Source organism: Kitasatospora sp. NPDC001132 (assembly GCF_053598415.1).
Map to the genome: position 1 here is coordinate 75,679 of NZ_JBSFKF010000016.1, position 26,879 is coordinate 102,557.

Here is a 26,879-nt window from a genome sequence, read left to right on the forward strand (position 1 = left end):
CAGTTCCTGGAAGAGAAGTGGACAGCCGTCTGCCGAGGCCTGGGGACAGGCGAGTCGGAGACGGCGCGCATCCTGCGGGAGCTTCGGGACGTGCTCAGCCCGTGGGGCGACCGCGCCATCGGGACCAGGTGCGATCCTCCTTCCTTCGTGTCGTCCGACGGCTTCCCCGCCGAGCTCTCCGTCAGCTGGAAGGCGGGAGAGCCGGAGGTCCGCATCCTGTTCGAGTCGCTGAGCAGCGATCGCACCCCACTCGGATACCAGGAAGCCGGACGGGAGTTGACGCTCCGGCTCGCCGAGCGGCCGGGGGTGAGCATCGAACGGTACCTCGACGTCGAGGACCTGTTCGTCACGACCGCTCCCGACCACAACCGGCCCACCATCTGGCACTCCCTGGCCTGGCAGCCCGGCGAGCGGCCGCACTACAAGGTCTACCTCAACCCCCAGGCGCACGGCCTGGACCGGACGCACGAGATCATGGCCGAGGCCATGCACCGACTGGGGCTGGAGAAGGCCTGGGAGCCGGTGGGTCGACGGTGCGAGGAACTCGCGCTGCGCGGGCACGAGGTGGAGTTCTTCGCACTCGATCTGGACGGCGGCAGCGCCTCCCGGGTGAAGGTCTACTTCCGCCATCTCCCGATGATGATGGACGAGTTGGACACGGTGGCCGCACTGTCCCACCGCCACGACTCGGCGCGGGCGGCGCGGGCCCGTGCCGTGATCTACGGGCGGGACGGCGGCACGGTGGACAACGAGCCGATGACCTGCCTGGCGTTCCGCGAGGGTGCGACGGGGCCCGAGGAGGCCAACGTCTACCTGCGGCTGCCGGGGAACGCCCGGAGCGATGCCGAGGCGGCCGCGCGGATCGCGGAGCTGATGCGGATCGAGGGGGTCGACCCGCGCCCGCACGCCGAGATGCTGAGGCGACTGACGGCCGGGGTCGAGGAAGGCGACACCGGTGTGCAGGAGCTGTGCAGCTACCGCACCATCGCGCCGGGGATTCCGGCGCACATCGGGCTCTACCTGCGGTTCAACACCTACGCCGGGACCTACGCCGGGCCGGTGAACTGAGCAGGCCATCGGGGTCCGGATCACCCGAATTCCATGCAAGCACCCTCCCGGGACCGGGGCCTTCCGAGGTCGCAGGCTCGGGTGCGGGCGGTGGCTCTACGTAGCCTCCGCCCGGTGGTGGACGTCGCGGTTGCGCCTGAACTCGCGGATGAGCGCGAGGAGGTTGATCAGAGTGCTGGCCGGGACGTTGCCGATGTCGACCAGCGGACGGCCGTGGAGGTTGGTTCCACCCGGGGTCACCGAGGGCCAGAGGAGGCCGAATTCGCGGCCCTCGGTGCGGAGTTCGACGATGAGTTCGGTGACCTGGCGCGAGGTGAGGTGGAGGAGCGCCGGGTCGGCGGGGTGGATGGGGTGGTGGGCGCTCACAGAGCACCGTCCTGGTGGAGCTCGAACCAGACGGTCTTGCCGAGGTGTTGGGGGTCGACGCCCCAGCGGTGGGTGAGGCCGGCGACGAGCTGGAGGCCCCGGCCGGTCTCGGAGAGGAGGGAGAGGGGGCCCTTCTCCGGGGGGAGCGGACTGCGGTCGGAGACCGCGACGCGGAGGGTGTTGGCGCGGTGGTGGATCAGGATGACCGGGGAGGTCGTCTCGCCGTGGCGCCAGGCGTTGACGATGAGTTCGACCATCGCGAGTTCGGCGTCCGCGATGAGGGAGGGCGGCCAGCCGGCGCTGGTCATCCCGTCGCGCAGGGCGTCGCGGGAGAGGGTGAGGGAGGGGGAGTTGAGGTTACGCACAGCGTCTCCCAGGGGGATGGAAGGGTGAGCCGAGCGAGCTGTCGCCGTGAGCCAGCCCGGGCATGGGTGCTCTTCGGTGCGAGGCAGCGTTACTGACGCCCGCATCGGTGATCGGTGCGTCACTGACTGTAGGGCATCACTGGCACATGTACCGGCACTTCTACCTAACCCTTCACTCGATCGATGGATTGCTAGACCCCTCGCGGGATTGCGATGGATGCTTGGGGCATGCCACCTGGAACCACCCCGTCTGCCCGACAGGAACGAGTCGGCATCGAGCTGCGGAAGATGCGCGACTGCGCCGGACGCACAACTGCCGAGGCTGCCGCACTGTTTGGGTTCTCTCGAACGAAGATCACGCAGATCGAGAAGGCGCAGTACCCCATCAGTGCCGAGCGCGTGAGGATGCTCGCCTCCGATTTCCAGGAGGGCGACACCGCCTACATCGAGGCGCTCGCCGCCATGGCCGAGGAGCGTCACAGAGGCTGGTGGGAGGACTTCCGCGGTTCGGTTCCAGTCGGCTTCCTCGACATCGCGGAGATGGAGTACTTCTCCCAGGGGATGCTCACCTACCAGGTCTCACATTGCCCCGGAGCCATGCAGACGGAGGCCTACTCGAGGGCCATCTTCGGCGAGGTCTACCCGCCTTTGCCGCCGCGCCTTCTCGAAGCCCGACTTGAACACCGACTCAAGCGCGCGGAAGTCCTGATGCGCGACGGAGCGCCGCCATACTCGGCACTGGTTCACGAAGCAGCCCTGCGCATGCTGTTCGGCGGTCGAGACGCCGCGAAGCAACAGCTCGACAAGCTGCTTGAGTTCTCGGAGCTACCGCATGTCACGCTCCGGGTCATCAGCTTCAGCTCCAATGGATTCATCGGCGCAGGTCAAGGCGTCTTCTACGCGAAGGGCCCAGTGCCCCGCTTGGACACTGTGCAGCTCGACGCCGTAGGCGGCCCCGCGTTCTTGCATGAGCAGAAGCAGTTGGAGAACTATCGCCACATCATCGAAACGATGACCAAGCGGTCCCTGTCCGAGAGCAAATCCCGCGACGCCATCAGGCTTATCAAGAAAGAGCTCTAATCCATGGAAACCACTCACTGGAAGCGACCCAAGGCGTGCGCAGATGCCAACGCATGCCCTGAGGTGGCCATAGGCCCCGACGCCGTCTACGTCCGCAGCAGCCTCCGGCCCGACGCCATCGCCCAGCTCGACGTCAGCGAGTGGCGGGACCTCGTCTCCGCCATCCGCGCCGGCGAGTTCGACGCCTGACTCCCCCGATTCGGTGCACGGGCGCTGACCTGCTAATGTTCCTGACGTCGCGAGAGAGATGATCTCTCGTCAGGCGTCAGCGGTGCTACCAGAGCACGTCCTACTTTCAGTAGGAAGAGTCCGTGCAACCCGGGCCTGGCGCTCCACAGTCGGAAGGGGTCCGGCACCTACCCAGGTGCCGGACCCCTTCCGCGTTTCCCACCCCACAGCCGCTCGCCCCAGTAGTAGAGCGTGAACCCGAAGCTCCGGTAGCGGCCGGTCACCAGCCCGTACGGGTCCTCGGCCAGGCACGGCCCCGAGTACCGCTGAAGGTCGTCGGCGCGGCGGCTCAGGATGTCGGACACCTCGTCGATCAGCATCCCGAACCGCAGCGGCCCCACGCTCTCGAACGGCTCCAGCATCCACTGCTCGCGCTCGCCGTCCGGCAGCACGTCCCAACTCTCGTACGTGATCACGAAGCCTGGACAAACGCTTCCGCAGTGCCGAATGATCGACCGGGGCGATCGAATCCGCACGCTTGTCGGGGCGCATGACCTACGGGGAGAGCACGATGGAGCGCATCAGGCCGCAGCGGTTCCACGAGGCCGTCGGCCTGGAGGACTGGCGCGTGGTGGGCGAGGGGGCGTGTGCGTACTTCCGCACCGGGTCGTTCGCGGTCGGCGCCCGGTTCGTGCAGGCGATCAGTGAGATTCCGAGCGTCGGGGACGACCACCCGGACGTCGACGTGCGGCCGGCGGGCGTGCTCGTGCGGCTGATCACGATCACGGACGACTACTACGGACTGACCGAACGGCACATCGAACTGGCCCGCCGGATCTCGGCGGTGGCCCAGGCGCTGGACGTGCCCGCCGACCCGTCCGCCGTGCAGACCGTCCAGGTCACCGTCGACGCCCTCGCCGGTCCCGACGTGGTGGCGTTCTGGCGCGCTCTGCTCGGCTACCAGGAGCGCGCGGGCAGTGGCGAGGACCTGATCGACCCGCACCGCCGCGGGGCGCCGTTCTACTTCCAGCGGATGGATTCACCGCGCCCGCAGCGCAACCGGGTCCACGTCGATGTCTGGGTGCCCTACGACCAGGCCGAGGCCCGGATCGCCGCCGCTCTCGCGGCCGGCGGCCGCCTGCTGAACGACGCGGACGCGCCGTCGAACTGGGTGCTGGCCGACCCCGAGGGGAACGAGGCGTGTGTCGGCGTGGCCGGCCCGCCCGTACACGTCCCGGCCTGACTGCCCCGGGATCACGATTCGGCGCACGGGCGCTGACCTGCTAATGTTCCTGATGTCGCGAGGTACATGAAGCCTCGTCAGGCGTCAGCGGTGCTACCAGAGCACGTCCTACTTTCAGTAGGAAGAGTCCGTGCAACCCGGGCCTGGCGCTCCACAGTCGGAAGGGGTCCGGCACCAACACAGGTGCCGGACCCCTTCCGCGTTTCCCACCCCACAGCAGCGACTCCGCGTCAGGCCGCGGGCTTCGCAAATCCGTGTGCGCCCGGGCCGGGGGTACCCGTACGATCCCGTACGGAGCACACGAAATCACGGTTCCCGGTCGGTAGTCCGGGCGCCGTCGGCGGTGGCCGGCGGTCAGTAACCTCCCTCCCAGGGTGTCCGGTGCGTTCCCTCCCGGCGCGCGGCCGCGTGCGCGGGACACGGCATGACAACCATGGGAGGAACCCGCAGCATGCCGAGCACGTTCACCGTGTTCTTCGAAGGCCCGTTCTGGGTCGGGGTGCTGGAGATCGCGGGCCCGCGAGGGGTCCGCGCGGCGCGCTCGACCGCGCTGCTGCCAAGCGCCGTGCCGCCGAAGCCGTGCTCGAACGGCGGGCCGCCGCTCAACGGCAGGCCAAGGAGCGACACCGGGGTAGGTGATTGCCCCATCTCTCCATCATGCCAATCATATTGGAGCAATATCGGAAAACGGCCTGATCTCATCGTCGGCGAACTTCCTGAGCGGAAGCCGGTTTTCCGCCATCGAGGGCCGGGGTAGTGCCGAAGCGTTCGCACCCCGACCGTTTCGCTGCTCAGGAGGGGGCGAATCCGTGACGCTTTTCTTTCTCGGAAGGACACCCTCATGCACAGGACCCTTCGGAACGCCCTCGCGACCGTCATCGTGACGGGCGCGCTCACCGCCGCTGCCGCTCCGGCCGCCCTGGCCGCCGAGCAGGCGCCGTCGACGGCCGGGGTGCGGGCGGAGCTCCGCAACCCGAAGACGGTCAAGGTCGCGGACTACAACCAGGCCCGCAACACCCTGATCAACGCGGGCAGCAAGACCGCCGCCAAGTCCCACCCGGCCCACGGCACCAAGGACGTCCCGGTCTCCCACGGCACCAGCCTGTTGGCCGAGGCCCGCGACGAGTTCCGCACCGCCGACCGGAACCTGCCGGCCAACCAGAAGAAGTCCGACATGTCGATCCCGCACTACAACGCCATCCACAGCGCGGCCAGGACCATGGGCATCGACACCTGGTGACGCCTTCCCCACCAGGACGCACGGCCCGGCTCTCCTCCGCTTTCCGGAGGAGAGCCGGACGGCTTCAGTTTTCCGGAGGCCGGGGCTCTTCCCGCGACTCGCTCAGACTGCCGTCCGGGAGGACGTCGAAGACCGTGAGCGCGATACCCCTGTCGATCGTTATCCGGTCCGGACCTGACCAGTTGACGCTGCTGTCGTACCTCGAGGAGTCCAGTTCCCAGTGGCGGGCCGACCAGCCGGAACCGGACACCAGCTCACTCCGGTAGACCGGATCGAAGCCGCCCAGGTCCGTGATGACGATCACCCGGTCCGGGCGGCCCGGGGCCGCCTCCCGACGCGGCGGGTCCATGGGGGAAACAGGTTCGCCAGGAAGGCGAACGGCACGCAGAAGACCAGCGCCCCCAGGCCGAGGCCGCAGACGAGCTGCCCCGTCCCGGTGCCGAACCCCAGCTCGACGACGAGCGAGGCCACGAGCAGCACGAGCACCGACCCGATCAGCAGGACCGGGTGGTCGAACCACTCCGCGACCACCACCAACCCGCCCGAACGGGACTCGCGCCAGCCCGCCACGCACGCCAGCAACGCCGGCAGCGCCACCGCTCTGAGTCCCCACGCGATCTGCCTGCGGCGCACCGTTGTCATCTCTCGCCCCCGACGGCTTCTTTGCCGATCTTTGGCGCGGACGCTACTACAGGGACTCTTGGGGCAGTTGGGACCGGCAGGACCTACCGGGGCCTCGGCGTCACCGAGGGGCCGCCCAACGCGCCGTCCTCGCCCACGGTGAAGACCTCGATCTCCTTCTCCAAGGTCACCGTGATCCGGCCCGGACCGGACCACTCGGCCCTGACGAAGCCGGCGCCCTCGTCCCAGGTGCCGAGGCCCCAGTGGCGGGCCGACCAGCCGCTACCGGTCAGCAGCTCCACCCGGTAGACCGGATCGATCGAGAAGGCGATGTCGGTGACTCTCAGCACGTGGTCGGAGCGGCTCGGGTCGGGCTTGCGGACGACCAGTCGGCCGTCGCCACCGAAGATGTACGCCACGGCTCCGACCCCCGCCCCGATGACGAGGAGCGGCGACAGGACAGCCGCACAGCCGATCTGCGCCCACCTGCTGCGGAACTCGAACTGGACCACCACCGAGGCCACGGCCAGCGTGATCGCCGCCCCGAGCAGCAGCACCGGGTGGTTCAGCCAGCGCTCGACCTCGACCAACCCGCCCTGGCGGGAGGAGAAGTAGCCCGGCAGGTAGACGAGGACGGACGCCAGCGCGATGCCCCTGAGCCACCAGACGACCTGCCTGCGGCGCGCCACCGTCATTTGCTCCCCCCGGAGTTGTCCTTTGCCGGGACTTTACACGGAACTGCCGGTCGGCCCGGATGACGGGTGCTCCGTCGTCCGGGCCGCCCGGCCCACCGGCCGCCCCCCCGTCACCGCCGGTAGAAGACGCTCCTCGACCAGAAGTAGCCGACCAGCGTCAGCACCGTGCACCAGGCCAGGGCGCTCCAGGCGCTGGTGCCGATCCCGGTGCCCATCAGCAACCCGCGCAGGGTCTCGATCATGGGGGTGAAGGGCTGGTACTCGGCGAACCAGCGCATCGCCGTCGGCATGGAGTCGGTCGGCACGATGGCGCTGCCGATGAAGGGCAGGAACTGCAGCGGCATCGGCATGTTGCTGGCGCTCTCGACCGTCTTGGCTACCAGGCCGATGCCGGCGGATATCCAGGTCAGGGCGATGGTGAGGAAGAGCAGCAGGCCCATCGCGGCCAGCCACTCCACCGGCCCGGCGTTCGGCCGGAAGCCCATCGCGAGGGCCGCGCCGATCACCAGCACCAGCCCGATCATGGTCTGGATGACACTGCCGACCACGTGCCCCGCCAGGAAGGCGGAGCGCGATATGGCCATCGTGCGGAAGCGGTTGACGATGCCCTCGGTCATGTCGGTGCAGATGCCGATCGCGGTGACCAGCGACCCGGACGTGGCCGCCATCAGCACGATGCCGGGCGTCACGTAGTCGATGTAGTGGCCGCCGCCGATGCCGGCGCCCAGCGTGCTGCCGTAGGCGTAGTTGAAGAGCAGCAGCATCATGACCGGCGTCACCACGACCGCGAAGGTCAGGGACGGGTACCGCAGCGCGTGCTTGAGGTTGCGGCGCAGCATGGTCAGCGAGTCGCTGACCGCGTGGCCGGCCGTGCTCGTGGCCATGCTCATCGCACGCCCTCCCCGGTCAGTTGGAGGAACGCGTCGTCCAGGTCGGCCGTCTCCACGACCAGCGACTCGGCCTGCACGGACGCGTTGTCGAGCGCGTCCAGCACGGCCTTCACCGTGAGGACGGAGTTGTCCCCCGGGATCTCCAGCCGCAACGCCTCGATGTCGGCCGTGGCGTAGTCGAACAGTGCGGCGGCGGTGGCCAGCGAGCCGGCGTCCGCGAACCGGAGCCGGATCCGCCCGCCGGGGGCGACCCGCTTCAGCTCCTCGGCCGTGCCCTCGGCGACGATCCGGCCGCCGTCCAGGACGGCTATCCGGTCGGCGAGTTGGTCGGCCTCCTCCAGGTACTGGGTGGTGAGGAAGATCGTCACCCCGTGGTCGGCGACCAGGCCCCGGATGATCTCCCGCATGGTGCGCCGGCTGCGCGGGTCCAGCCCGGTGGTCGGCTCGTCCAGGAAGATCACCTTCGGGTCGCCGACCAGGGTCATCGCGAGGTCGAGCTTGCGCCGCATGCCGCCGGAGAAGGTGGTGACGGCCTTGCGGGAGGCCTCGGTGAGATCGAAGCGCCGCAGCAGCTCCTCCGCCCGCCTCCGCCCCTCCCGACGGCGGAGGTGGTTGAGGTCGGCCATCAGCATCAGGTTCTCCTCGGCGGTGAGCAGGTTGTCCACCGCCGAGAACTGGCCCGTCACCCCGATCACCCTGCGCACCGCGTCGGCCTCGCGTTCCACGTCGTGCCCGGCCACCCGGGCCGAGCCGCCGTCGGAGGGGATCAGGGTGGAGAGGATCTGCACGGTGGTGGTCTTGCCGGCGCCGTTGGGCCCGAGCAGGGCGAACACGCTGCCCGCCGGGATCTCCAGGTCGACGCCCTTCAGGACCGCCTTGTCCCCGTAGGACTTGGTGAGCGCCGTCGCCGAGATCGCCGGGGTCGTGGCGTGGGCCGCCATCACGCCCGCCGGACGACGACGTTGCCGACCTGGGTGCGGCCGCGGACCTCGACCGTCTCCACGGCGTCGCCCGGGCCCTGGGTGGGGCCGAGGTCGTTGCGGACGCCGCCGACCTTGCTGTGCACGTCGAGCCAGGCCGCGGTGCCTTCCGCGATGCCGACCTCGACGTCCCCCACGCTGGTCTGGAGGGTGACCTGGCCGCGGACCACCCGGCCGACCCGGATGTGGCCGTGCGCCGACTTGGCGTCCACGTTGCCCTCGGCGGCGCCGATGTGGATCCGGCCGTTGGAGGCGTTGGCCCTCAGCTCGCCGCGCACCTCGTCGATCTCGGTGTCGCCGTTGCTGTTCTTGACCGTCAGCCGGCCCCCGACGGAGCCGATCTCGATCCGGCCGGCGCCCGTCACCTCGGCGTCCCAGGCCGTCCCGCCGAGCCGGATGTCGCCGAAGCCGCTGTCGAGCCGCACGCTGTCGGCCTGCTCGACCTGGATCCGGCCGAGCGAGGTCTTCAGCCGGCAGGCGCCGAGCGGGCCCTCGGTGACGAACTCGGCCATCGGGGACTCACTGTGGACCTCGGACCCGATCGGCAGCTCGACCAGGACCTCGATCGCGCCCTTCTTGCTGGTGAAGACGGAGCGCTGCTTGGGGGCCTTGATGCCCAGACGGCCGCCGGAGAAGTCGACCTGGGTCTGCTCGGCGGCCTTGACGTCCGCCTCCTTGGCCGGGTTGGCCGGCCGGACCTCGACCACGGCGTCGGTCCGCTTGCTCGCCTTGATCCAGACCGAGCCGATGTCGAACTCGAGGATGGCGGAAATCGGTCCGTCGATCTCGTACGTAGGCATGGCTGTCCCGTCCTCTTGACTCGTGTAGGTGTTCCCGCTGGTCGGAGCGGGAGTGACGTCGAAGGTGCAGAAGGTGGTGCGGGAGGTGGTGCGAGAGGTCGTGCGGATGTTCGGGTTACTGCGGAGGCCTCAGTGGACCCAGCCGGTGAAGCCCTGGCCGCCGACGCTGCGCGCGACCCGGCTGCCCGGATCGGCCACCGGCCTGCGGACGGGCTCGCCGCCCTCCAGCGCACCGGCCAGGGCCCGGACCAGCCAGGCGTTGAGCGAGAGGCCGGCCTCCGCGGCGGCCTCCTCCGCCCGGGTCTTGAGGTGCGCGGGCAGACGGAAGTTGATCCGGGCCGTACCCGACTCGTCCGACTCCGGCACCACCGAAGGTGCCACCGGCGCCACGGATGGCACCACCGGCGCCGACTGCGGCGCCATCGGCGGCGCCGTGTCGCCGTGGAAGGCGTCCGAGCCGGGCGGCGCCGTCACCACGAACTCGGGATCGACGCCGCGCAGGCGCACATCCACCGAGCCGGGGGCGAGATCCCGGGTGACCTCACCCATGGCGGCCGAGAGCGCGTTGAGCAGGGTGAGCCGCACGGCCGACTCCAGCGGGAGGGTCAGCCGCTCGGCCAGCGCGCGGGCTTCGTCCCCGCCGGTGGCGGCGGCCACCGCGAGCTCGTTCCGGAGGTTTTCCACGTACGGCGTGAGGTCCATGGCCGTAAGCATGGCACAGCCGTGGCGCCATGTCGAGCCATTTGTGGCACCATTATGGCGCCATCGCCGGAACGGAGTCGGCGCCGACCGGCGCCGACAACGGAACCGCCCCGCCGACCGGAGGTCGACGGGGCGGTTCACCAGGGGAAACGCGGGCGCGAGGGGCTACGACCGCTGCCAGCCCGCCAGGTAGGCGTCGATCTCCCCGGCCAGCCGGGTCTTGCCAGTCCGGTCCAGGAAGGAGGCCTCGACCGCGTTGCGGGCCAGCCCGGCCACCCCGGCCTCGTCCAGGCCCAGCAGCCGCGCCGCCACCGCGTACTCGGTGTTGAGGTCGGTGCCGAACATCGGCGGGTCGTCGCTGTTGACCGTCACCAGCAGCCCGGCGTCGACCATCCGCTTGATCGGGTGGTCCTCGATCCGCTCCACCGCCCGGGTGGCGATGTTGGAGGTCGGGCAGACCTCCAGCGGGATGCGGTGCTCGCCCAGGTAGTCGACCAGGGCCGGGTCCTTCACCGCCTGGGTGCCGTGTCCGATGCGCTCGGCGCCGAGCACCCGGATCGCGTCCCAGACCGTCTCCGGCCCGGTGGTCTCGCCCGCGTGCGGGACGCTGCGCAGGCCCGCCGCCCGGGCCCGGTCGAAGTACGGCTTGAACTGGGGGCGCGGCACGCCGATCTCCGGGCCGCCCAGGCCGAAGCTGACCAGGCCCTCGGGGGCCAGCTCGGTGGCCAGCCGGGCGGTCACCTCGGCCGACTCCAGCCCCGCCTCGCCCGGGATGTCGAAGCACCAGCGCAGCACCACGCCGAGCTCCTTCTCGGCCCGCAGCCGGGCGTCCTCGATCGCCTCCATGAAGGCGGCCTCGGGGATGCCCCGGCGGACCGAGGAGTACGGGGTTATGGTCAGCTCGGCGTACCGGATGTTCTGCCGGGCCATGTCCTCGGCCACGCCGTAGGTGAGCGAGCGGACGTCCTCGGCGTCCCGGACCAGGTCCACGACGCTCAGGTAGACCTCGATGAAGTGCGCGAAGTCGGTGAAGGTGAAGTACTCGGCGAGCGCCGCCGGGTCGGTCGGCACCTTGGAGTTCCCGGCGTGCCGGGCGGCGAGCTCCGCGACGACGCGCGGCGAGGCCGAGCCGACGTGGTGGACGTGCAGTTCCGCCTTGGGCATCCCGGCGATGAACGCCTCGATGCTCCGGTCCGCGGGCTCGGTCCGGCTGTCGCCGTCACGAGTGTCACTGGGGCCGATCCGACTTCCGTCCGGCTGGACCACGGTGGTTCCCTTCTTCCTGCTCCGTGCCTCTACGCGCGTATCGCGTAATTTCGGCCCAGGATAGGCCCGAGTCGGCGCCGCCGTTCCCGGGATCGGCCTCGAGCACCGCCGTTCCCGGGATCGGCCCCGAGCACCGCCGTCCCCGGGATCAGCCCCCGAGCGCGACCGCCACGGTGTGGATCAGCAGCCCGGCCAGGGCGCCGACCACGGTGCCGTTGATCCGGATGAACTGGAGGTCGCGGCCGACGTTGGCCTCGATCTTGCGGGAGGCGTCGTCGGCGTCCCAGCTCGCCACCGTCTCGGAGATCAGCGAGGTGATCTCGGTGCGGTAGGTGTCGACCAGGTACTGGGCGGCGTCCTGGAGCCAGCCGTCCACCTTGGCCTGCAGCTTGGGGTCGGTGGCCAGGCGCTCGCCGAAGCCGCGCACGCCGTCGCGGATGCGCCGGCGCAGTTCGCTGTCCTCGTCCTCGGCCGCGCCCATCACCAGGGTGCGCACGGCCGCCCAGGTGGAGTTGATCAGGTCCTGCACCTCGGGGCGGGCCAGCAGCTCGCCCTTGGCCCGCTCGACCCTGGCGATGGTCTCCGGGTCGGTCTGCAGCTCGGTCGCGAAGTCGGCGAGGAAGTTGTCGATCGCGCCGCGCGCCGGGTGGTCCGGGTCGTCCCGGATCTCGGTGACGAAGCGCAGCAGCTCCTTGTAGACCCGCTCGCCGACCTGGTGGTCGATGAACCGGGGCGTCCAGCCCGGGGTCTTCTGGGTGACCTTCCGGACCACGTCCTCGTGGTTGGCGGTCAGCCAGCCGTGCGCCCGGACGGCGACCAGGTCCACCACCCCGTGGTGCCCGCCGTCGGCGACCACCTTGCCGAGCATCCGGCCCATCGGCTCGGCCACCGAGGTGGCCGCGGCCCGCCTGGTCACCGCCTCGGCGACCACCGCCCGCACGTCGTCGTCGCGAAGCACCGCGAGCAGGCCGCGCAGCGCCGCCGAGGCCTCCTTGGTGACCCGCTCGGCGCTGCCCGGCGCGGCCAGCCACTCCCCCAGCCGGCGGCCGATGCCGAGCGCCGCCAGGCGGACGCGGACCACGTGGCCGGAGAGGAAGTTCTCGCCGACGAACTCGCCGAGCGAGCGGCCGAAGGCGTCCTTCTTGGTCGGGATGATCGCAGTGTGCGGGATCGGCAGGCCGAAGGGGCGGCGGAACAGCGCGGTCACCGCGAACCAGTCGGCCAGCGCGCCGACCATGCCCGCCTCGGCGGCGGCCGCCACGTACCCCGCCCAGGCCCCGGCACCGGCCGCCCTGGCCCAGGTTGACAGGGCGAAGACCAGGGTCGCGAAGGCCAGCAGGCCGGTCGCGATGGTCTTCATCCGGCGGACGCCGCGTCTCTTCTGCTCGTCGGCCGCGGTGAACCGGACCCCGTGGCCGGTCCCGCTGAAGGCATCGTCACTCACCCCGCCAGTCTGCCCGGTGCCCGGTGCGGACGGGGGCCCGCCTCGCGATCACGCGCCCCCGCCAGGCGTCACGCGCCGAACGGACGCGGCGAGAACGGGCCCGAGACCGGTCCCGGGACGGATACGGGACCGACACCGACCCGCTTTCACCCCCCGCCCAGCACCATCCGCCGCACCTCCGCGCCCGCCCAGCGCTTCGGGTCCGTGCACCGCCGCCCGTCCAGCAGCACCCGCACCCCCGGCAGGTCCACCGGCGACAGGTCCCGGTACTCCGGGTGGTCCGCCTGCAGCACCGCCGCCACCACCGGCTCCCCGCCGTACGGCGGCAGCCCGAGCGCCGCCAACTCCTCGGCCTCGTACAGCGGGTCACTGACGTACGGCCGCCCGCCGGCCGACCGCACCGCCTCGACCAGCGGGAACACCCCGGAGTGCGCCGTCTCCTTGACCCCGCCCCGGTAGGAGGCCCCGAGCACCAGCACGCCCTGCCCGGCGATCCCGCCCGGCACCGCCCCCGCCAGCACGCCCACCGCGTACCCCGGCACCGCCAGGTTGGCCTCGCGCGCCGCCCGGACCACCGTCGCGCCCGGGTCGTTCCACAGGTACAGCCGCGGGTACACCGGGAGGCAGTGCCCGCCGACCGCGATGCCCGGCCGGTGCAGGTGGCTGTGCGGCTGCGAGTTGCAGGCGTCGGCGATCTCCGCGAAGTCCACCCCGACCTCGTCCGCGTACCGGGCGAACTGGTTGGCCAGCGCGATGTTGACGTCCCGGTACGTGGCCTCGGCGAGCTTGCTGAACTCGGCAGCCTCCACCGAGGCCAGCTCCCAGACACCGTTGGGCCGGGGCAGGTCAGGGCGCGGGTCGAAGTCCAGCACCGCCCGGTAGAACTCGGCGCCGCGCCGGGTCGAGGCGGCGTCCAGGCCGCCGACCAGCTTGGGGTGGCGCCGCAGGCCGGCGAGGACCCGTCCGGTGCGGACCCGCTCCGGGCTGAACACCAGCGCGAAGTCCGTCCCGGCGGCGAGGCCCGAGCCGGACGACAGCCGGGGCGCCCAGCGCTCCCTGGTGGTGCCGACCGGCAGGGTGGTCTCGTAGCTGACCAGGGTGCCCCGGCGCAGCCCGGCCGCGACGGCGTCGGTGGCCGCGTCGAGCGCGGTGAAGTCCGGACTGCCGTCGGCGGCGGTGACCAGCGGGACGACCAGCACCACGGCCCCGGCCCCGGCCACCGCGCCCGTGGTGTCGGTGGTGGCACGCAGCAGGCCCTCGGCGACGACCCGCTTGAGCGCCTGCTCCAGGCCCGCCTCCCGGGGGGACGGCGGCACGCCCAGGTTGACGCTCTCCACCACACCCGGCGCGATGTCCGCACCGGTGACCCGGTGGCCCTTCAGCGCGAACTGCACCGCCAGGGGCAGGCCCAGCCTGCCCAGCCCGACCACGCAGACGTCCAGGCTCATTCCCGTCCTCCGTTCACCGAGTCGGCCAGCCAGCGCCATGCCGGGTGGCGCCGCAGCCCGCGGCGCAGTTGCTCCGGGACGAGTCCGCGCCACAGCTGCCGCGCCAGGTCGAGCCGCGGCGCGGCCTGCGCCACGGCCGCGCCCGAGTCCTCCTCCGGCAGCAGGAACAGCGCGTCCGGCAGCCCGAGCCGGGCGTCCCGGAAGGCCGGGTAGCCCGCGAACCGCCGCCGCCCGTCCACCACCACGGGTGGATCGCCGTGCGCCGCCTCGTAGCGGATCTGGTGGCGCAGGGCCTCCGGCCTCACCGCGCAGGCGAGCTCGAGCCGCACCCGCTCGGCGACCGGCAGCCGGCGGTACACCTCGCGGGCGCCGAAGCGCTCGATCAGCCGGGCGACCTCGACGCACACCCGCTCCTGCATGTCGTCGGCCAGCAGCAGGAAGCCGTCCTGCAGCAGGCGCGGCACGTCCCGGCCGAAGCCGCGCACCCGGATGGCGTCCAACTCCTCGCCCGGCCTGGCCAGTTCGGCGGCCACCTGCTGGAGCGCGGTGATCCCGCGCAGCCGGTCCAGCACCCCGGCCCGCTCGGTGAGGTCGCCCCGGTCCTCGCGCGGCACCGGGAAGTAGCAGTCGTAGGAGGCGAGGACGGACACCCTGGCCGCCCGCAGGCAGGCCTCCAGGGTGAACGGCTGGTCCGAGAGGACCTTCAGCCGTTCGTCGCGGCGCAGCCGGTGGCGCCGGAGGAGGTCGAGCCGGAAGAGCTTGGTGTCGGCCAGCGCCCAGGCCAGCGCCGAGTCGGTGAAGTCCACCGACTCGGCGTCGGCGGGGAAGGTCCCCTGAGGCACCGGCCGCCCGTTCACCCCGGCCTGTTGGGGCACCACCACGTCCGAGCCCCAGGCGTCGGCGGCCGTGACCAGCCGCTCCAGCGCCTCCTCGCCGAGCCGGTCGTCCGCGCGGAGGAACAGCACGTAGCGGCCGCGGGCCAGCTGCATGCCGCGGTTGGCCGGGCCCGCCGGGCCGCCCGAGTCGGCCTGGTGCACCACCGTGAACAGCCCGGGGTGGCGGGCGGCGTACTCGTCGAGCAGTTCCCCGCCGCCGTCCGTGGAACCGTCGTCCACGGCCACCACCTCCAGCCGCCCCGGTGCCAGGGACTGCCCGACCAGCGAGTCCAGGCAGGCGGTGAGGTGCGGCATGGTGTTGCGGACCGCGACCACCACGGTCACGTCGGGTAGGGCCATCGGGCGGGGAGCCTCCGGTTCCGGCATCGGCGGGTGACATCCGGTCAACTCGCGTCAGCGGCCGGGGGTCACGGTGATCACCCACATCGGTGAAGGAGAGCCGAACACACCGCCGAACAACGAACGGTCGTACGGCATCCGGCCGCCGTACGACCGCCCCTCCAGCCGTGCGCGCCCGCCCCTCCCGGCGTCCGCGCCCGCCCCTCCCGGCGTCCGCGCCCGCCCCTTCGGGCTCCGCGCCCGTCCCCGTCAGCCGATCGCGACCTCCGCGTACATCCGGGCGATCACGTCCTCGATGGCCGGCTCGCGCACGGACAGGTCCACCAGCGGGTAGCGCGCGGCGACCGCCGCCACGATCGGCGCGGCGCTCTCCTCGGCCGGGAAGGCCAGCCACTGGCGCGGCCCCTCGACCCTGGTGACCCTGGCCCCGGGCACCTCGACCGGGTGGGCGAGTTCCTGCGCGAGGTCCACCACCAGCGTCCGCTCGCTGCGGCCGGCGGCGTGCAGGCCCTCCAGCCCGCCGTCGTACACCACCCGGCCGTGGTCGATCACCATCACCCGGCCGCAGAGCTGCTCGATGTCGGTCAGGTCGTGGGTGGTGAGCAGCACGGTGGTGCCCCGGTCCCGGTTGACCTCGCGCAGGAACTCGCGCACCCGGCCCTTGCTGATCACGTCCAGGCCGATGGTCGGCTCGTCCAGGTAGAGCACCTGGGGGTCGTGCAGCAGCGCCGCCGCGAGGTCGCCGCGCATCCGCTGGCCGAGCGAGAGCTGGCGCACCGGGGTGTCCAGCAGGCCGCCGAGGTCGAGCAGTTCGACGCAGCGCTCGAGGTTCTCGCGGTACCGGGCGTCGGGGACGCGGTAGATCCGGCGGGCGAGTTCGAAGGAGTCCCGCAGCGGCAGGTCCCACCAGAGGGTGGTGCGCTGTCCGAAGACGACGCCGATCCGGCGGGCCAGCGCGACGCGTTCGCGGGCCGGGTCGACCCCGGCCACCCGCAGCCGCCCGGAGCTGGGGACGAGGATGCCGGTGAGCATCTTGATGGTGGTGGACTTGCCGGCCCCGTTGGGCCCGATGTAGCCGACGCACTCGCCGGCCTCGACGGTGAAGCTGAGCCCGTCCACCGCGTGGACCTCGCGTTTGGCCCGGCTGAACCGGCCGGTGCGGGTGCGCACGGTGAAGCTGCGGCGGACGTCCTGGAGTTCGATCAGTGCCATGGTGGGCTCCTTCTGGTCAGGGGGTTCAGCTGCCGGTGCCGCGGTAGGCGCGCAGCCCGGCCCGCCAGGCGAGCCCGGCGGCGAGGACGCAGACCGCGGCGGCGACCGGGGAGGCGAACTGGAAGGCGGTGGGCAGGCCGAGCGGGTCGGGCCGGCCGAGGATGCGCAGCGCGGGCAGCCAGTTGACGAAGGCCAGCGGGACGCCGAAGACGACCCCGGCGACCAGTTCCTTGGCGAAGACCGTCGGCGGGTAGTGCAGCAGCGTCGCGCCGCCGTAGGTGAAGGAGTTCTGGATCTCCTTGGATTCGCCCCACCAGAACTGGACGGTGGCGCCGCCGATGTAGATCGCGCCGAAGATGACGGTGCCGCAGACCAGCAGGACGGGCACCAGCAGCACCCGGTCCCAGGTCCAGTGCACGTCCAGCGCGGCCAGCGACCAGACCAGCACCGCCACGGCCTGCAGCGGGCGGCCGAGCCGGCGCAGCGAGAAGCGTTCCGCGCACAGCTGGGAGAGCGCGGGCGCGGGCCGGATCAGCATGGTGTCCAGCGAGCCGCTGACGATCCGCGCGCCGAGCGACTCGGCCGAGCCGACCAGCAGGTTGGCGACGCCGAGCGAGAAGGCGGCGGTGGCGTACAGGAAGGCGATCTCCGGCAGGCTCCAGCCGCCGAGCCGGTCGGTGTGCAGGAACATGACCACCAGCACCACGAAGTCGAGGGCGTGGATGACCGCGCTCGCCGCCAGGTTCAGGGCGAAGGAGGCCCGGTAGGCCATCATCGAGCGCATCCACATCCGGGCGCAGAGCCACCAGGAGCGCAGCGCCCAGGCGGTGCGGGCCGGGCAGGGCTCCCGGCGGAGCCTCACCAGCTGCTCAGCCACCCTGCACCACCACCCTGCGGGTGGCGAGCCGCTGGGCGCCCCGCCCGGCGGCGACCAGCACCGCCGCCCAGCCGAGCTGGAAGCCGAGCGCCCCGAGCACGGCGGTGCCCCGCGTCCGCTCGAGGAAGACGTCGGTGGGCACGTTCACCAGCGCGGACCAGGGCAGCACCCGGCCGAGCGCGCCCAGCCAGCCGGGGAACAGGGCGATCGGCAGCAGCATCCCGGAGAAGAACATCGAGACCACCAGCATCGCCGAGCGCACCCCTTCCGAGTCGTGCAGCCAGAAGCCGGTGATCGAGACCAGGAAGCGCAGCCCGAAGCTGACGACCACCGCCAGCAGCCCGGAGAGCAGGAAGAACGCCCAGGTCAGCGGGTGTTCGGGCAGTCGGATGCGGAACACCAGGGCGCCGATCAGCATCGGCACGGTGCCGCGCACCAGCGCCTGGAAGCCGGCCCGTCCGAGGTCGGAGGCCAGCCACCATCCCTGGAAGTCGACCGGGCGGTAGAGGTCGACGGCGATGTCGCCGCTGCGGAAGCGGTCCTGGAGGTCGTCCTGGAAGCCGCCGCCCCAGACCGCGACGGTGACCAGCAGGCTCTGGCTGACCCAGATGTACGTGACGGCCTGGCTCTGGTCGTAGCCGCCGAGGCCGGGGCGGGCCTGCCAGAGGGCGAGGAAGGTGTAGGCCAGGATGATGCCGAAGACGGTGTTGGTGAAGGTGCCGGCCACGGTGGCGGCCCGGTAGGTGGAGTAGCGGCGGAAGGCGCCGCGGGCAACGGCGGCGTAGAGCATATTGTCTCCTTGTCGACAAATACGAGCAGAGAGAGGCGCCCCTCGACATCCGCGCACGCCCCAACGGCCCCGACCGGCCGTACCCGGGGGGTGCCGGGCGGGCGGGCGGAGCTGCGAAAGCGGGTGCGCTATGTGGTTTTCACCTTTCACCGTACCTCCGGACGACCCCACCCGCACCCGGTTTTTCCGGCCTGATCGCGCGTCAAATAGCAGATAATCTCGGCATGACCTTGAGCACCCGCCGCCAGGCCAAACGGGCCGCCCGCCGCGAGGCCCGCCGCGCCCTCCCGCTCTGGCGCCGGTTCCTGCCCACCTGGCGGGTCACCCTCGGCACCCTCACCACGCTGTTCCTGCTCGCCGTCGGCGGCTTCGCCGTGCTCTACGTCATCGTCCCGGTGCCCGATCCCAACGCCCACGCCGTCGCCCAGAACAACATCTACCTCTACGCCGACGGCACCACCGAGATCGCCCGCACCGGCGCCGTCAACCGCACCGACGTCACCATCGACCAGATCCCGCTCCCCACCCAGCAGGCCGTCGTCTCCGCCGAGGACCGCACCTTCTACCAGAACCGCGGCATCGACCTGAAGGGCATGCTCCGGGCCGGCTGGAACACCCTGCTCGGCAAGGGCATGCAGGGCGGCTCCACCATCACCCAGCAGTACGTCAAGAACTACTACCTCACCCAGGACCAGACCATCGAGCGCAAGGGCCGCGAACTGCTCATCGCCCTCAAGGTCGACCAGCAGCGCGACAAGCGAGAGATCCTCGCCGGCTACCTCAACAGCAGCTACTTCGGCCGCGGCGCCTACGGCATCCAGAGCGCCGCCCACGCCTACTACGGCGTCGACGTCTCCCGGCTCACCCTCCCCCAGGGCGCCTACCTCGCCTCACTGCTCCAGGCCCCCAGCCTCTACGACGTCAAGACCGCCACCCCCGCCAACCGCGAGAAGGCCGTCGCCCGCTGGAACTACACCCTCGACGGCATGGTCCAACTCGGCTTCCTCACTCCCGCCGACCGCGCCGCCACCACCTTCCCCGACCCGATCGACCCCCAGCCCGCCACCGGCCTCGCCGGCCAGGCCGGCTACCTGGTCGGCGTCGCCGACGACTACCTCGTCTCCTCCGGCACCCTCGACGCCGCCACCCTCAAGGCCGGCGGCTGGCGCATCACCACCACCTTCGACAAGCCCCGCCAGGACGCCTTCACCAAGGCCGTCCAGGACGAACTCACCGGCGAACTCGACCCCCAGGCCCGCCCCACCACCGACACCGACGTCCGGGTCGCCGGCGCCTCCGTCGAACCCGCCACCGGCCGGGTCGTCGCCGTCTACGGCGGCCCCGACTACGCCAAGCAGCCCTACAACGACGCGCTGCGCCAGGACAACCAGATCGGCTCCACCTTCAAACCGATCGACCTCGCCGCCGGCCTCGTCGCCCAACACACCGTCGACGGCCGCCCGATCACCACCGAATCCCGCTACGACGGCACCAGCGAACGCCCCGTCACCGGCGGCCCCACCCCCTACGCCCCGCCCAACGAGGACGACATCTCCTACGGCAACATCACCCTGCGCTACGCCATGGTGAAGTCCGTCAACTCCGTGTACGCCCAGGAGGGCGTCGACGCCGGACTCGCCCGCGTCCGCGAGACCGCCGTCAGACTCGGCATCCCCGACAGCGTCCGCGGCATGGACCCGGCCAACACCTCGATGACCCTCGGCACCGCCACCCCCAGCGCCCTCGACCTGGCCGGCGCCTACGCCACCTTCGCCAACCACGGCCAGGCCCACACCCCCTGGTCCGTCCTCAAACTCGAACGCGTCAAAGCCGGCGGCGCCGTCGACGTCCCCAAGATGCCCGAACACAACCCCACCGACGCCCTCGACCGGGAGATCGCCGACTCCGTCACCGACGTGCTGCGCGACGTCATCAGCCCCCGCGGCACCGGCGCCGCCGCCCTCGACCTGAACCGCCCCGCCGCCGGCAAGACCGGCACCACCGACTCCAACCTCTCCGCCTGGTTCGCCGGCTACACCCCCGAACTCGCCACCACCGTCGGCCTGTTCAGGGAGAACCCGAAGACCCACGCCAAGGAACCGCTGGCCGGCACCGCAGGACTCACCCGGATCAACGGCGGGGCCTTCCCCACCCGGATCTGGACCGCCTACACGGCCGCCGCCCTCGACGGCACCCCCACCCAGGACTTCGACCTCAGAACCGGACAGGCCCCCACCACCCCCTGGCCCGACCTCACCCCCGGCACCGGCCCCAGCGCCACCACCACCCCGACTACCCCGCCGCCCGGCGCCGCACCCACCAGCACCGGCCAGACCCCCGGCACTCCCCCGGACCACACGCCCAGCGCCCCCGCCACCACCGACCGACCCGCCCCGGGGCCGAACACCCCCAGCCCCCAGGCCCCCCAGCCCACGACGGGCCCGGACCAGCCCAGCCCCGCCCCCAAACCCAGCCAGGTCCAGCCGACCCGCCCCACCGGCCTGCCCAGCGCCACCGGCGGCCCCGCCAGCCGCCCGGCGGCGCCGGCCACGCCCTGAGCCGGCTCCGAGCCGCCCGGCGCCACACCACCCGCGCTAAGCCACCAGCTCGCGCTCCAACGGGGTGCGGAACCGCGGCGTCACCCGCACCTCACCCAACCAGCCCGCCAACCGCTCCGCCTCCGCCGCGACCGCCCGCTCCGCCTGCGCCCCGACGTCCCGGAACAGCCGCCACACCAGACCGCCGTCGGCGCGTTGCGCCCAGCCGCCCACCACCTCGCCGCACCACCACACCGTCGGCCCGGAGTTGCCCGCCCGGTCGAACAGCGCCGGCACGTCCTCCGGCCGCAGGTACCAGTCCCGCCCGCGCCAGCCCATCACCGCAGGGTCCAACGACGGCAGCAGCGCCGCCCACGGCTCCGGCTCCGCCACCGGCGCCTCGTCCCCCGGCAGCACCAGGGCGGGCGCCCCGTCGGCCAGCGCCACCTCCACCGCCCCGAGGTCCGCCAGCGCCCTACGGACGTCCCCCAGCGTCCAGCCCGTCCACCACTTCACGTCCTCCACTGTCCCCGGCCCGTACGCCGCCAGCCAGCGCCGCACCACCTCGGCCTTCGCCTCCCGCACCGGCACGTCCGGCCACTGCGGCACCGGCGCCCACGGGTAACTGCTGCTCAGCCACGACCCGCGCGGACGGCAGCGGCGCACGTGCCCGTCCGAGGCCAGCAGCCGCAGCAGCCGACTGCCCACGCTCTGCCTCGCCTCGTACGGCTTGCCCGCCGACATCAGAATCGTCTCGCGCAACTGCGGTACGTCCTCGGAGAGTTCCTTGGTCGTCGCCTCACCGCGCGCGGCCAGCGCCGCCAGCACCTCGCGCTCCGTCCGCGCCAACCGGGCCTCGTCCCAGCCCTCGGCGTGGTCCCGCAGGTGCTTCAGCAGCCCCGCCCGCTCCTTCGCCGCGATCGCCCGCGCCGCCGCCGAACTCACGTACGGGGCGAAGCCCTCCGTCACCGCGAAGATCGTCCGCCGCATCGACAGCAGCTTCACCAGCGAGACGTCCTCGTACAGCGCCCGGTCCACCTCCGCCGCCGCGGGCTCCGCCAACCGCGCGCAGGCCGACAGGTACACCGTGGCCGCGTCCGTCGCGTGCAGCCCGACCACCCCGTCGGCCACGTCCTCCACCCGCGCCGCCCGCACCGACGGCGCCAGCAACTGCCGCCGCCCCAGCCTGGCCCGACGCTCCCGAACCCCGATCACCGGCACACTCATGCCGGGACCCTAGCGCGCACCACCGACAGGCCCGGCCGGCCGAGGCGCGGGCCCACCCGCGTCAGGGACTCGGGGCCACCGGACAGCTGAAGCCGATGTTGTCGGCCCAGTAACTGCCGCCGAAGATGTCGACCTTGGTACCTGCGGCCCCCGGGCCCGGATGTGGGTTGGTGGCGTTCGCGCAGTACGCGGCCTGGGCATCCGCGAGCGTCGGGTACGGGCCCAACTCGGCGGTGTACTGCACCGGGACGTCCTGACCGCCGGCATCGGCGCACAGGCCACCGTCCGCGAAGTCGCACGTGCGCTTGCCCTGGACGTCGTCCAGCGACCCCACCAGGACGTTCCCGCCGGAGACGTTGGTGAGCAGGAAGACGTAGTAGGCACCGGCCGAGGGAGAGGGCGATGCGGAGGGCGTCGCCTCGGTGGGCGTCTCGGACGGCGTCCCCGTCGGAGTCTCGGTGGGCGTCTCGGACGGGGTCTCGGTGGGCGTCACGGACGGGGTCTGTTCCGGCTGCGGCACCGGACAACCCTGCACGTCCTGCCCCGGCCGCAGCCCGTCGCCCCCTGGCGCCCCCGGGCGAGCACCGCCCCGGGAGGCCGGAACCGAGTTGACGAAGTCCACCAGCTCACGCGTCCGGTCACCGACCTGCTTGGCCGAATCCGACCCGCAGTGAAGATAGTTGGAGAGGTAGTGGAGGTTGAACCGCGACGCCGTGGAGCCGTCGTACACGGTCTGCGGGGCCACGGCCTTGGTCGTGAAGTCCACGCTGGAGATGCCCATCAACAACCAGTCCCACTCGAACATCACATAGCGCGTCGGATTGGCGTTCAGCTCCTGCCCACTGCCGAACGGCGGGGCGATGTACAGCGCCCCGACGGGCTTCCCGGCGCCGATCCGCGGCAGCACGTTGCGCAGGTAGAGGCCGCCCTCGCTGTGCGAGATCAGCACCACGCGCAGCCCCTTGCCCAGGTCGTCCTGCACGTTCTTCAGCAGGTTCACGTTGACCCCGTCCAACGCGAAGTCCGGATCCGCCAGCTTCCGGGTGATCGTCCCGCTGACGTCCGCCATGACCGCCTCCGGCAGGACGACCGCCCCGGCCGCGCTGAGCCCGCAGATGGCCTTCGCGAGGTCCCGGTTCTCCTGGATCGGGTTGTCCGCAGTGGCGCGCTGCGCCTCCTGGCAGGCGCTGTACGTGTACATCGCGATGCTGGCGCTGGAGGCGTTGAACTGGAGGTTGACGCGGACCGGATAGCCCAGCTGCCCGCTCAGCGTGGCGGACAGCAGGTTCGCGTTCACCGTCGAGGAGTCGAAGTTGTTCAGCACCCCGTTGACGAAGTAGAAGGACAGCCCGGCGCCCGGCGACGCCTGCCGGAACGCGGCCGGCCGCCCCGGTCCCCCCGCGGGGGCCGCGCCGAGCGTCGGCGTCGGCACCCCCGAGGTCCCACCCACCGACACCACGCGCCCGTTCAGCGCCGCGGCGTTGGCCATGAAGGTCTGCTGCCCCTCCGGCGTACTCAGCTGGCGCGACTCCCACAGCAGGACCTCCCTGCTGATCGTGTCGTGGTCGACCCCTTGGGCGGAGGCGGCGCCCACGGCCGCCGCCAACCCCTCCCACGCCCGCTGAGCGTCCTCCGCACCGAGCGGCTTCTCGAACGCCGCGAGACTCTGTCGCACCTCCGCGGCCCCGGAGGCGGAGGCCCCCGCGGAGGCGGAGGCCCCGGCAGGGGCGGACGGCGTCGGGCCGCTCTTCGGCGGCGAGGAGCAGCCGGCCGACAGGGCGGCGACCGTACCGAGCACCACCGCGGCACGAACGCGGGCACGCACGACCGAACCGCTCTCTCTGGTCGGTGTCATGGCTTCCCTCGCGCGATCACCGTGGGCGCCCCACGGGCGGATGGCCGCATCCGGCCGCTCCCACCCTCCGCCGCGGCGCCGGAAGGCACAACGGGAACTGAACCGACCAGGTGACACGCCCACCCGCGAGCGGCCGCGCGAGGACCGCAACGGGGGCGGGGGTGATGGCGTCGGCGCGGAAGAACAGGCCGTGCCGGTCCCCCATGGCCACGAGAAGGCGGTCAGGCCGGTGACGTGCACCCGCACGCCCTCCACGACGCCGACGGGTTCGCCGGACACGCTGATCTCCGGATATCTCGGACCAGTTCCAGGCCGATCATGCGGCCGTAGGCCTGGAGCGCGAGAGCGTTCGTGGTCTCGGAAATGCCCCGCTTCGCCCATTCTTTGAGTCTTCGGCGGATGGTGCGGTCCGAGCATCCCGGGCTGGAGGGGCACCCGTAGCCCGAGCCGGTGGACCAGCGCGAGTACCACGTGCTCGAACCTGCTTGACAATCCTCCCTGAAGAGACCGCGTGTACGACACACCGGCGATGGTTCGTCTCCATCTCATCACGGAGGGCTATGGTGATGGCGCTCGCCGTCACGGCACTGGTGGCTCGCTGCCGCCGTCCTGATATCAAACAGCTTCCTGCAATGGTTGGTGCACTATGCATCTGGCAGACATCCTTGCTCGTCGGACCGTCCCAGGATCTGCGATCTCCCTAGGCATCACCCGCCGGTGCCCTTTGAGTTGTGCTCATTGCGCCACCAGTTCGACTCTCGCGAGCGATGAGAGCGCGGCTGAAAGATTGCTCGCGTTTGTGCACACAATGACCGAGCAAAGCCGCCCAGATTTCCTGCTCATGTCGGGTGGCGAAGCATTGCTTCGTCCACAGCTGGTTCGCCAAATTGCCGACCATGCGCGGGGCATCGGGGCCAAGTCACAAGTCTTGTCTGGGCTCTTCTTCGCGAACAGCCCTCGGATTCCAAGGTCCGTAAAGGCCGCAATCGACGCGGTAGACCATTTCTCGGCAAGCTTTGATGCCTATCATGAGCGAGAAATCCCCCGCGCCGCGGCATTCAGAGTCCTACGACAGCTGCTCGATGAAGGCAAAGACGTAAGCATGCAGCTGGTCGGGCTGGGACCGGATGATCAGTACCTTGCGGACCTGGTGAGCGAAGTAAGAAGTACATTCGAGGACCGGATTCCAATGTTTGTCGCGCCGGTGGTCTCCCACGGACGGGCCCGGAGTTGGGTCGAGAACACTCCAGAACCGCACTTCCCTGGTCAGGCACTCCCCTGCACTGTGGCCGGCTGGCCCGTAGTCGGATTCGATGGCCGAGTCACCACATGCGGTAATCAAGATGTGATGGACGGCAAGGTGCCCATGCCTGATCATCTTCTGCTGGGAGACATCGCCATTGACGACTGGGCAGTTATCAAGGAGCGCTGCTTGGCCTCCTCGACGCTCCGCGTCCTACGAGCGCTAGGTCCACTGTATCTTTCTCAACGTGCCGGCGCTCGGAGCTGCTCGGGTTACTGCGAGACCTGTTGGGCACTTTCTGAGAAGTCGGAACTACCGGCAATGCTCGATGGTGACGCACAGAAGAACCAGGCAATCGAATCTTTGACCGGCCAGATTCTGGCCGATGCGGGACCAGTGGCTTTTGCGCGACAGTGGGGGATTGCTAAATATGCCGACCTGATCATGCTCGGTCTTCCGAACCAGCGGAATGTGCAATGGGACGCCTAAGTCATGCTGAAGTGAACAGGATTCGACGGACTCCTGAGGCATCAATTCTCCTGTTCATTACCGACAGATGCCCAGTAGGCTGCGCGCACTGCTCCGTGGATTCCCGCCCGGACAGTCCTCGCATCAGCAACTTCGAATTGTTTGCCGAGATTATTGATCAACTATGCAGTCAGCCGAATCTTGATTTGGTTGGCATCTCCGGGGGAGAGCCGTTTGTCGAGCGCCGAGCACTGTCGCTCGCTGTTGATCGGCTGGTCAGTGCTGGCAAACGCATTGCCATTTATACCAGCGGCTTCTGGGCGGGCCAGGAAACTCCACCGCCCTGGATTGACAAGGTATTGGCACGGATTGACTGCGTTTATCTCAGCACCGATGCTTATCACGAGGCTGGAACATCTTCGGATCAATTTTCCAGCGCCGCCAGAGCCTTGGCACGTCATGGGATCCCGATTGTCGTGCAGGTTATCGATGAAAACGGGATGGTTGACCGGGCTCGACAACTCCTGGTGGCAGCATTCGGGAGTGACTGGAGTTGCCACGCAGAAATCATTCCGACCTTCCCTCTGCCTTATGGGCGCGGGGCCGGAATCTATTCCTGGAAACATCGCTTCCCGGCCAACAGCTTCGGCGTATGCAACCTGGCCACTTCCCCGGTCGTGCGCTACGACGGTCTGGTCACCGCATGCTGCAATGAAACCGTGATCATGGGGGGTGGTCCGCCAGATCTGCGCAGAGAATGCCTTAGCGGGGCTGAAACGTCGAAAGCCATTTCTGAATTTCGAACCGATCCGTTCTTCCAGGGCGCCTCGACCATTGGAATTGGCGAAATGGCCGCCAACCGTCCAGAGTTTCAGGTCCTGGCAAACAAGGAATTCAGTAGCATCTGTGGCGCCTGCTGGAGCATGCTGAGGCGGCGGCGAGAAACGGCGGAATGCCGACCACTTCCCGTTGTAGAGACTGGAGGATCGACCCAATAATGACAGGTAGTCCTTCGTCGCTTCTCTGCGCAAAGATTGAAATCGCCCTTCCGGGCCTTCT

General features: G+C 70.7%; 28 protein-coding genes and 1 pseudogene. 9 read left to right on the forward strand and 20 right to left on the reverse strand.

The genetic code is table 11. The annotated features are described in order from the left end of the window. The first annotated feature begins 147 nt into the window (after positions 1-147). Positions 148-1,068, forward strand: a complete 921-nt coding sequence (locus tag ACWDBE_RS21765; protein WP_449808823.1) for a tryptophan dimethylallyltransferase family protein — start codon at positions 148-150, stop codon at positions 1,066-1,068. A 96-nt stretch (positions 1,069-1,164) separates the two neighbouring features. On the opposite strand, the gene ACWDBE_RS21770 is transcribed toward ACWDBE_RS21765, so the two are convergent. Together ACWDBE_RS21770 and ACWDBE_RS21775 are read right to left on the reverse strand one after the other, a co-directional pair. Then, entirely contained in the window at positions 1,165-1,434 is a 270-nt protein-coding gene (locus ACWDBE_RS21770) for a hypothetical protein (RefSeq protein ID WP_449789694.1), read from the reverse strand. Then, the gene (locus ACWDBE_RS21775) at positions 1,431-1,799 is read right to left on the reverse strand and encodes an ATP-binding protein (protein WP_449808824.1); all 369 of its coding nucleotides are present in this window, start codon (positions 1,797-1,799) and stop codon (positions 1,431-1,433) included. The genes ACWDBE_RS21770 and ACWDBE_RS21775 overlap by 4 nt, the downstream gene beginning before the upstream one ends. A gap of 228 nt (positions 1,800-2,027) precedes the next feature. On the opposite strand from ACWDBE_RS21775, the gene ACWDBE_RS21780 reads away from it, so the two are divergent. Both ACWDBE_RS21780 and ACWDBE_RS21785 read left to right on the forward strand, forming a co-directional pair. Beyond that, on the forward strand, positions 2,028-2,879 hold the full coding sequence (locus tag ACWDBE_RS21780) for a helix-turn-helix domain-containing protein (protein WP_449808825.1): 852 nt from the start codon (positions 2,028-2,030) through the stop codon (positions 2,877-2,879). A 3-nt stretch (positions 2,880-2,882) separates the two neighbouring features. Beyond that, positions 2,883-3,068: a DUF397 domain-containing protein gene (locus ACWDBE_RS21785; RefSeq protein ID WP_449808826.1), complete on the forward strand. Its 186-nt coding sequence runs from the start codon at positions 2,883-2,885 to the stop codon at positions 3,066-3,068. A 167-nt stretch (positions 3,069-3,235) separates the two neighbouring features. On the opposite strand, the gene ACWDBE_RS21790 is transcribed toward ACWDBE_RS21785, so the two are convergent. Then, positions 3,236-3,523: a hypothetical protein gene (locus ACWDBE_RS21790; protein ID WP_449808827.1), complete on the reverse strand. Its 288-nt coding sequence runs from the start codon at positions 3,521-3,523 to the stop codon at positions 3,236-3,238. Positions 3,524-3,597: 74 nt separating this feature from the next. Between ACWDBE_RS21790 and ACWDBE_RS21795 the strand changes: the two genes are divergently transcribed. The 3 genes from ACWDBE_RS21795 to ACWDBE_RS21805 all read left to right on the forward strand — a co-directional run bounded on the left by ACWDBE_RS21795 (position 3,598) and on the right by ACWDBE_RS21805 (position 5,530). Further along, on the forward strand, positions 3,598-4,290 hold the full coding sequence (locus ACWDBE_RS21795; protein WP_449789741.1) for a VOC family protein: 693 nt from the start codon (positions 3,598-3,600) through the stop codon (positions 4,288-4,290). A 451-nt stretch (positions 4,291-4,741) separates the two neighbouring features. Further along, positions 4,742-5,047, forward strand: coding sequence for a DUF2992 family protein (locus ACWDBE_RS21800; RefSeq protein WP_449808828.1), 306 nt, complete (start codon positions 4,742-4,744; stop codon positions 5,045-5,047). Between the two features lie 84 nt (positions 5,048-5,131). After that, positions 5,132-5,530, forward strand: a complete 399-nt coding sequence (locus ACWDBE_RS21805) for a hypothetical protein (protein WP_449808829.1) — start codon at positions 5,132-5,134, stop codon at positions 5,528-5,530. A gap of 64 nt (positions 5,531-5,594) precedes the next feature. Here ACWDBE_RS21805 and ACWDBE_RS21810 read toward each other — a convergent pair whose 3' ends face one another. The 14 genes from ACWDBE_RS21810 to ACWDBE_RS21875 form a co-directional block, all read right to left on the reverse strand. Further along, positions 5,595-5,834: a hypothetical protein gene (locus ACWDBE_RS21810; protein WP_449789700.1), complete on the reverse strand. Its 240-nt coding sequence runs from the start codon at positions 5,832-5,834 to the stop codon at positions 5,595-5,597. Then, complete coding sequence (locus tag ACWDBE_RS21815; protein ID WP_449789701.1) at positions 5,831-6,172, reverse strand: hypothetical protein; 342 nt, start codon at positions 6,170-6,172, stop codon at positions 5,831-5,833. Before ACWDBE_RS21815 ends, ACWDBE_RS21810 begins: the two co-directional genes overlap by 4 nt. Before the next feature lie 83 nt (positions 6,173-6,255). Next, positions 6,256-6,846, reverse strand: coding sequence for a hypothetical protein (locus tag ACWDBE_RS21820; protein ID WP_449808830.1), 591 nt, complete (start codon positions 6,844-6,846; stop codon positions 6,256-6,258). Between the two features lie 110 nt (positions 6,847-6,956). Then, the gene (locus tag ACWDBE_RS21825; RefSeq protein WP_449789703.1) at positions 6,957-7,736 is read right to left on the reverse strand and encodes an ABC transporter permease; all 780 of its coding nucleotides are present in this window, start codon (positions 7,734-7,736) and stop codon (positions 6,957-6,959) included. Then, positions 7,733-8,677 carry an ATP-binding cassette domain-containing protein gene (locus ACWDBE_RS21830; RefSeq protein WP_449789704.1) on the reverse strand — a complete coding sequence of 315 codons (945 nt, stop codon included), beginning with the start codon at positions 8,675-8,677 and terminating at the stop codon, positions 7,733-7,735. The genes ACWDBE_RS21825 and ACWDBE_RS21830 overlap by 4 nt, the downstream gene beginning before the upstream one ends. Next, entirely contained in the window at positions 8,677-9,516 is an 840-nt protein-coding gene (locus tag ACWDBE_RS21835) for a DUF4097 family beta strand repeat-containing protein (protein WP_449789705.1), read from the reverse strand. Before ACWDBE_RS21835 ends, ACWDBE_RS21830 begins: the two co-directional genes overlap by 1 nt. Positions 9,517-9,645: 129 nt before the next feature. Then, a complete protein-coding gene (locus ACWDBE_RS21840) occupies positions 9,646-10,218 on the reverse strand; it encodes a toxin-antitoxin system HicB family antitoxin (protein ID WP_449789706.1) in 573 nt (190 codons plus the stop codon). Between the two features lie 165 nt (positions 10,219-10,383). Then, on the reverse strand, positions 10,384-11,403 hold the full coding sequence (locus ACWDBE_RS21845; RefSeq protein ID WP_449789742.1) for an adenosine deaminase: 1,020 nt from the start codon (positions 11,401-11,403) through the stop codon (positions 10,384-10,386). A gap of 229 nt (positions 11,404-11,632) precedes the next feature. Further along, complete coding sequence (locus ACWDBE_RS21850; RefSeq protein WP_449789707.1) at positions 11,633-12,928, reverse strand: DUF445 domain-containing protein; 1,296 nt, start codon at positions 12,926-12,928, stop codon at positions 11,633-11,635. Positions 12,929-13,074: 146 nt separating this feature from the next. Beyond that, the gene (locus ACWDBE_RS21855; protein WP_449789743.1) at positions 13,075-14,370 is read right to left on the reverse strand and encodes a nucleotide sugar dehydrogenase; all 1,296 of its coding nucleotides are present in this window, start codon (positions 14,368-14,370) and stop codon (positions 13,075-13,077) included. A gap of 2 nt (positions 14,371-14,372) precedes the next feature. Further along, positions 14,373-15,611, reverse strand: coding sequence for a glycosyltransferase (locus tag ACWDBE_RS21860; protein WP_449808831.1), 1,239 nt, complete (start codon positions 15,609-15,611; stop codon positions 14,373-14,375). Between the two features lie 249 nt (positions 15,612-15,860). Beyond that, on the reverse strand, positions 15,861-16,823 hold the full coding sequence (locus tag ACWDBE_RS21865; RefSeq protein ID WP_449789709.1) for an ABC transporter ATP-binding protein: 963 nt from the start codon (positions 16,821-16,823) through the stop codon (positions 15,861-15,863). 25 nt (positions 16,824-16,848) lie between these two features. Continuing rightward, on the reverse strand, positions 16,849-17,700 hold the full coding sequence (locus tag ACWDBE_RS21870) for an ABC transporter permease (RefSeq protein ID WP_449789710.1): 852 nt from the start codon (positions 17,698-17,700) through the stop codon (positions 16,849-16,851). Beyond that, entirely contained in the window at positions 17,693-18,490 is a 798-nt protein-coding gene (locus tag ACWDBE_RS21875) for an ABC transporter permease (RefSeq protein ID WP_449808832.1), read from the reverse strand. Before ACWDBE_RS21875 ends, ACWDBE_RS21870 begins: the two co-directional genes overlap by 8 nt. Before the next feature lie 224 nt (positions 18,491-18,714). Here ACWDBE_RS21875 and ACWDBE_RS21880 point away from each other — a divergent pair, with 224 nt between their 5' ends. Continuing rightward, positions 18,715-21,048: a transglycosylase domain-containing protein gene (locus tag ACWDBE_RS21880; RefSeq protein ID WP_449808833.1), complete on the forward strand. Its 2,334-nt coding sequence runs from the start codon at positions 18,715-18,717 to the stop codon at positions 21,046-21,048. A 36-nt stretch (positions 21,049-21,084) separates the two neighbouring features. Here the strand turns inward: ACWDBE_RS21880 and ACWDBE_RS21885 are convergent, their stop codons facing one another. The 3 genes and pseudogenes from ACWDBE_RS21885 to ACWDBE_RS21895 form a co-directional block, all read right to left on the reverse strand. After that, positions 21,085-22,254 carry a winged helix DNA-binding domain-containing protein gene (locus ACWDBE_RS21885; RefSeq protein WP_449789713.1) on the reverse strand — a complete coding sequence of 390 codons (1,170 nt, stop codon included), beginning with the start codon at positions 22,252-22,254 and terminating at the stop codon, positions 21,085-21,087. Between the two features lie 61 nt (positions 22,255-22,315). Further along, entirely contained in the window at positions 22,316-24,109 is a 1,794-nt protein-coding gene (locus ACWDBE_RS21890; RefSeq protein WP_449808834.1) for a hypothetical protein, read from the reverse strand. A gap of 302 nt (positions 24,110-24,411) precedes the next feature. After that, positions 24,412-24,589, reverse strand: a pseudogene (locus tag ACWDBE_RS21895) (IS5/IS1182 family transposase); the annotation flags it as partial. A 166-nt stretch (positions 24,590-24,755) separates the two neighbouring features. On the opposite strand from ACWDBE_RS21895, the gene ACWDBE_RS21900 reads away from it, so the two are divergent. After that, positions 24,756-25,841 (forward strand): radical SAM protein, encoded by a 1,086-nt coding sequence (locus ACWDBE_RS21900; protein WP_449789715.1) that lies wholly within the window; start codon positions 24,756-24,758, stop codon positions 25,839-25,841. After that, positions 25,829-26,818, forward strand: a complete 990-nt coding sequence (locus ACWDBE_RS21905; protein WP_449789716.1) for a radical SAM protein — start codon at positions 25,829-25,831, stop codon at positions 26,816-26,818. Before ACWDBE_RS21900 ends, ACWDBE_RS21905 begins: the two co-directional genes overlap by 13 nt. Positions 26,819-26,879 lie beyond the last annotated feature (61 nt).

Excerpts from the sequence above, each read along its gene's own strand:
- ACWDBE_RS21780 (WP_449808825.1), top strand. The coding sequence starts at position 2,028 with ATGCCACCTGGAACCACCCCGTCTGCCCGACAGGAACGAGTCGGCATC.
- ACWDBE_RS21785 (WP_449808826.1), top strand. The coding sequence starts at position 2,883 with ATGGAAACCACTCACTGGAAGCGACCCAAGGCGTGCGCAGATGCCAAC.
- ACWDBE_RS21795 (WP_449789741.1), top strand. The coding sequence starts at position 3,598 with ATGACCTACGGGGAGAGCACGATGGAGCGCATCAGGCCGCAGCGGTTC.
- ACWDBE_RS21800 (WP_449808828.1), top strand. The coding sequence starts at position 4,742 with ATGCCGAGCACGTTCACCGTGTTCTTCGAAGGCCCGTTCTGGGTCGGG.
- ACWDBE_RS21805 (WP_449808829.1), top strand. The coding sequence starts at position 5,132 with ATGCACAGGACCCTTCGGAACGCCCTCGCGACCGTCATCGTGACGGGC.
- ACWDBE_RS21815 (WP_449789701.1), bottom strand. The coding sequence starts at position 6,172 with ATGACAACGGTGCGCCGCAGGCAGATCGCGTGGGGACTCAGAGCGGTG.
- ACWDBE_RS21820 (WP_449808830.1), bottom strand. The coding sequence starts at position 6,846 with ATGACGGTGGCGCGCCGCAGGCAGGTCGTCTGGTGGCTCAGGGGCATC.
- ACWDBE_RS21825 (WP_449789703.1), bottom strand. The coding sequence starts at position 7,736 with ATGAGCATGGCCACGAGCACGGCCGGCCACGCGGTCAGCGACTCGCTG.
- ACWDBE_RS21830 (WP_449789704.1), bottom strand. The coding sequence starts at position 8,677 with ATGGCGGCCCACGCCACGACCCCGGCGATCTCGGCGACGGCGCTCACC.
- ACWDBE_RS21835 (WP_449789705.1), bottom strand. The coding sequence starts at position 9,516 with ATGCCTACGTACGAGATCGACGGACCGATTTCCGCCATCCTCGAGTTC.
- ACWDBE_RS21840 (WP_449789706.1), bottom strand. The coding sequence starts at position 10,218 with ATGGACCTCACGCCGTACGTGGAAAACCTCCGGAACGAGCTCGCGGTG.
- ACWDBE_RS21860 (WP_449808831.1), bottom strand. The coding sequence starts at position 15,611 with ATGGCCCTACCCGACGTGACCGTGGTGGTCGCGGTCCGCAACACCATG.
- ACWDBE_RS21865 (WP_449789709.1), bottom strand. The coding sequence starts at position 16,823 with ATGGCACTGATCGAACTCCAGGACGTCCGCCGCAGCTTCACCGTGCGC.
- ACWDBE_RS21875 (WP_449808832.1), bottom strand. The coding sequence starts at position 18,490 with ATGCTCTACGCCGCCGTTGCCCGCGGCGCCTTCCGCCGCTACTCCACC.
- ACWDBE_RS21880 (WP_449808833.1), top strand. The coding sequence starts at position 18,715 with ATGACCTTGAGCACCCGCCGCCAGGCCAAACGGGCCGCCCGCCGCGAG.
- ACWDBE_RS21885 (WP_449789713.1), bottom strand. The coding sequence starts at position 22,254 with ATGAGTGTGCCGGTGATCGGGGTTCGGGAGCGTCGGGCCAGGCTGGGG.
- ACWDBE_RS21890 (WP_449808834.1), bottom strand. The coding sequence starts at position 24,109 with ATGACACCGACCAGAGAGAGCGGTTCGGTCGTGCGTGCCCGCGTTCGT.
- ACWDBE_RS21900 (WP_449789715.1), top strand. The coding sequence starts at position 24,756 with ATGCATCTGGCAGACATCCTTGCTCGTCGGACCGTCCCAGGATCTGCG.
- ACWDBE_RS21905 (WP_449789716.1), top strand. The coding sequence starts at position 25,829 with ATGGGACGCCTAAGTCATGCTGAAGTGAACAGGATTCGACGGACTCCT.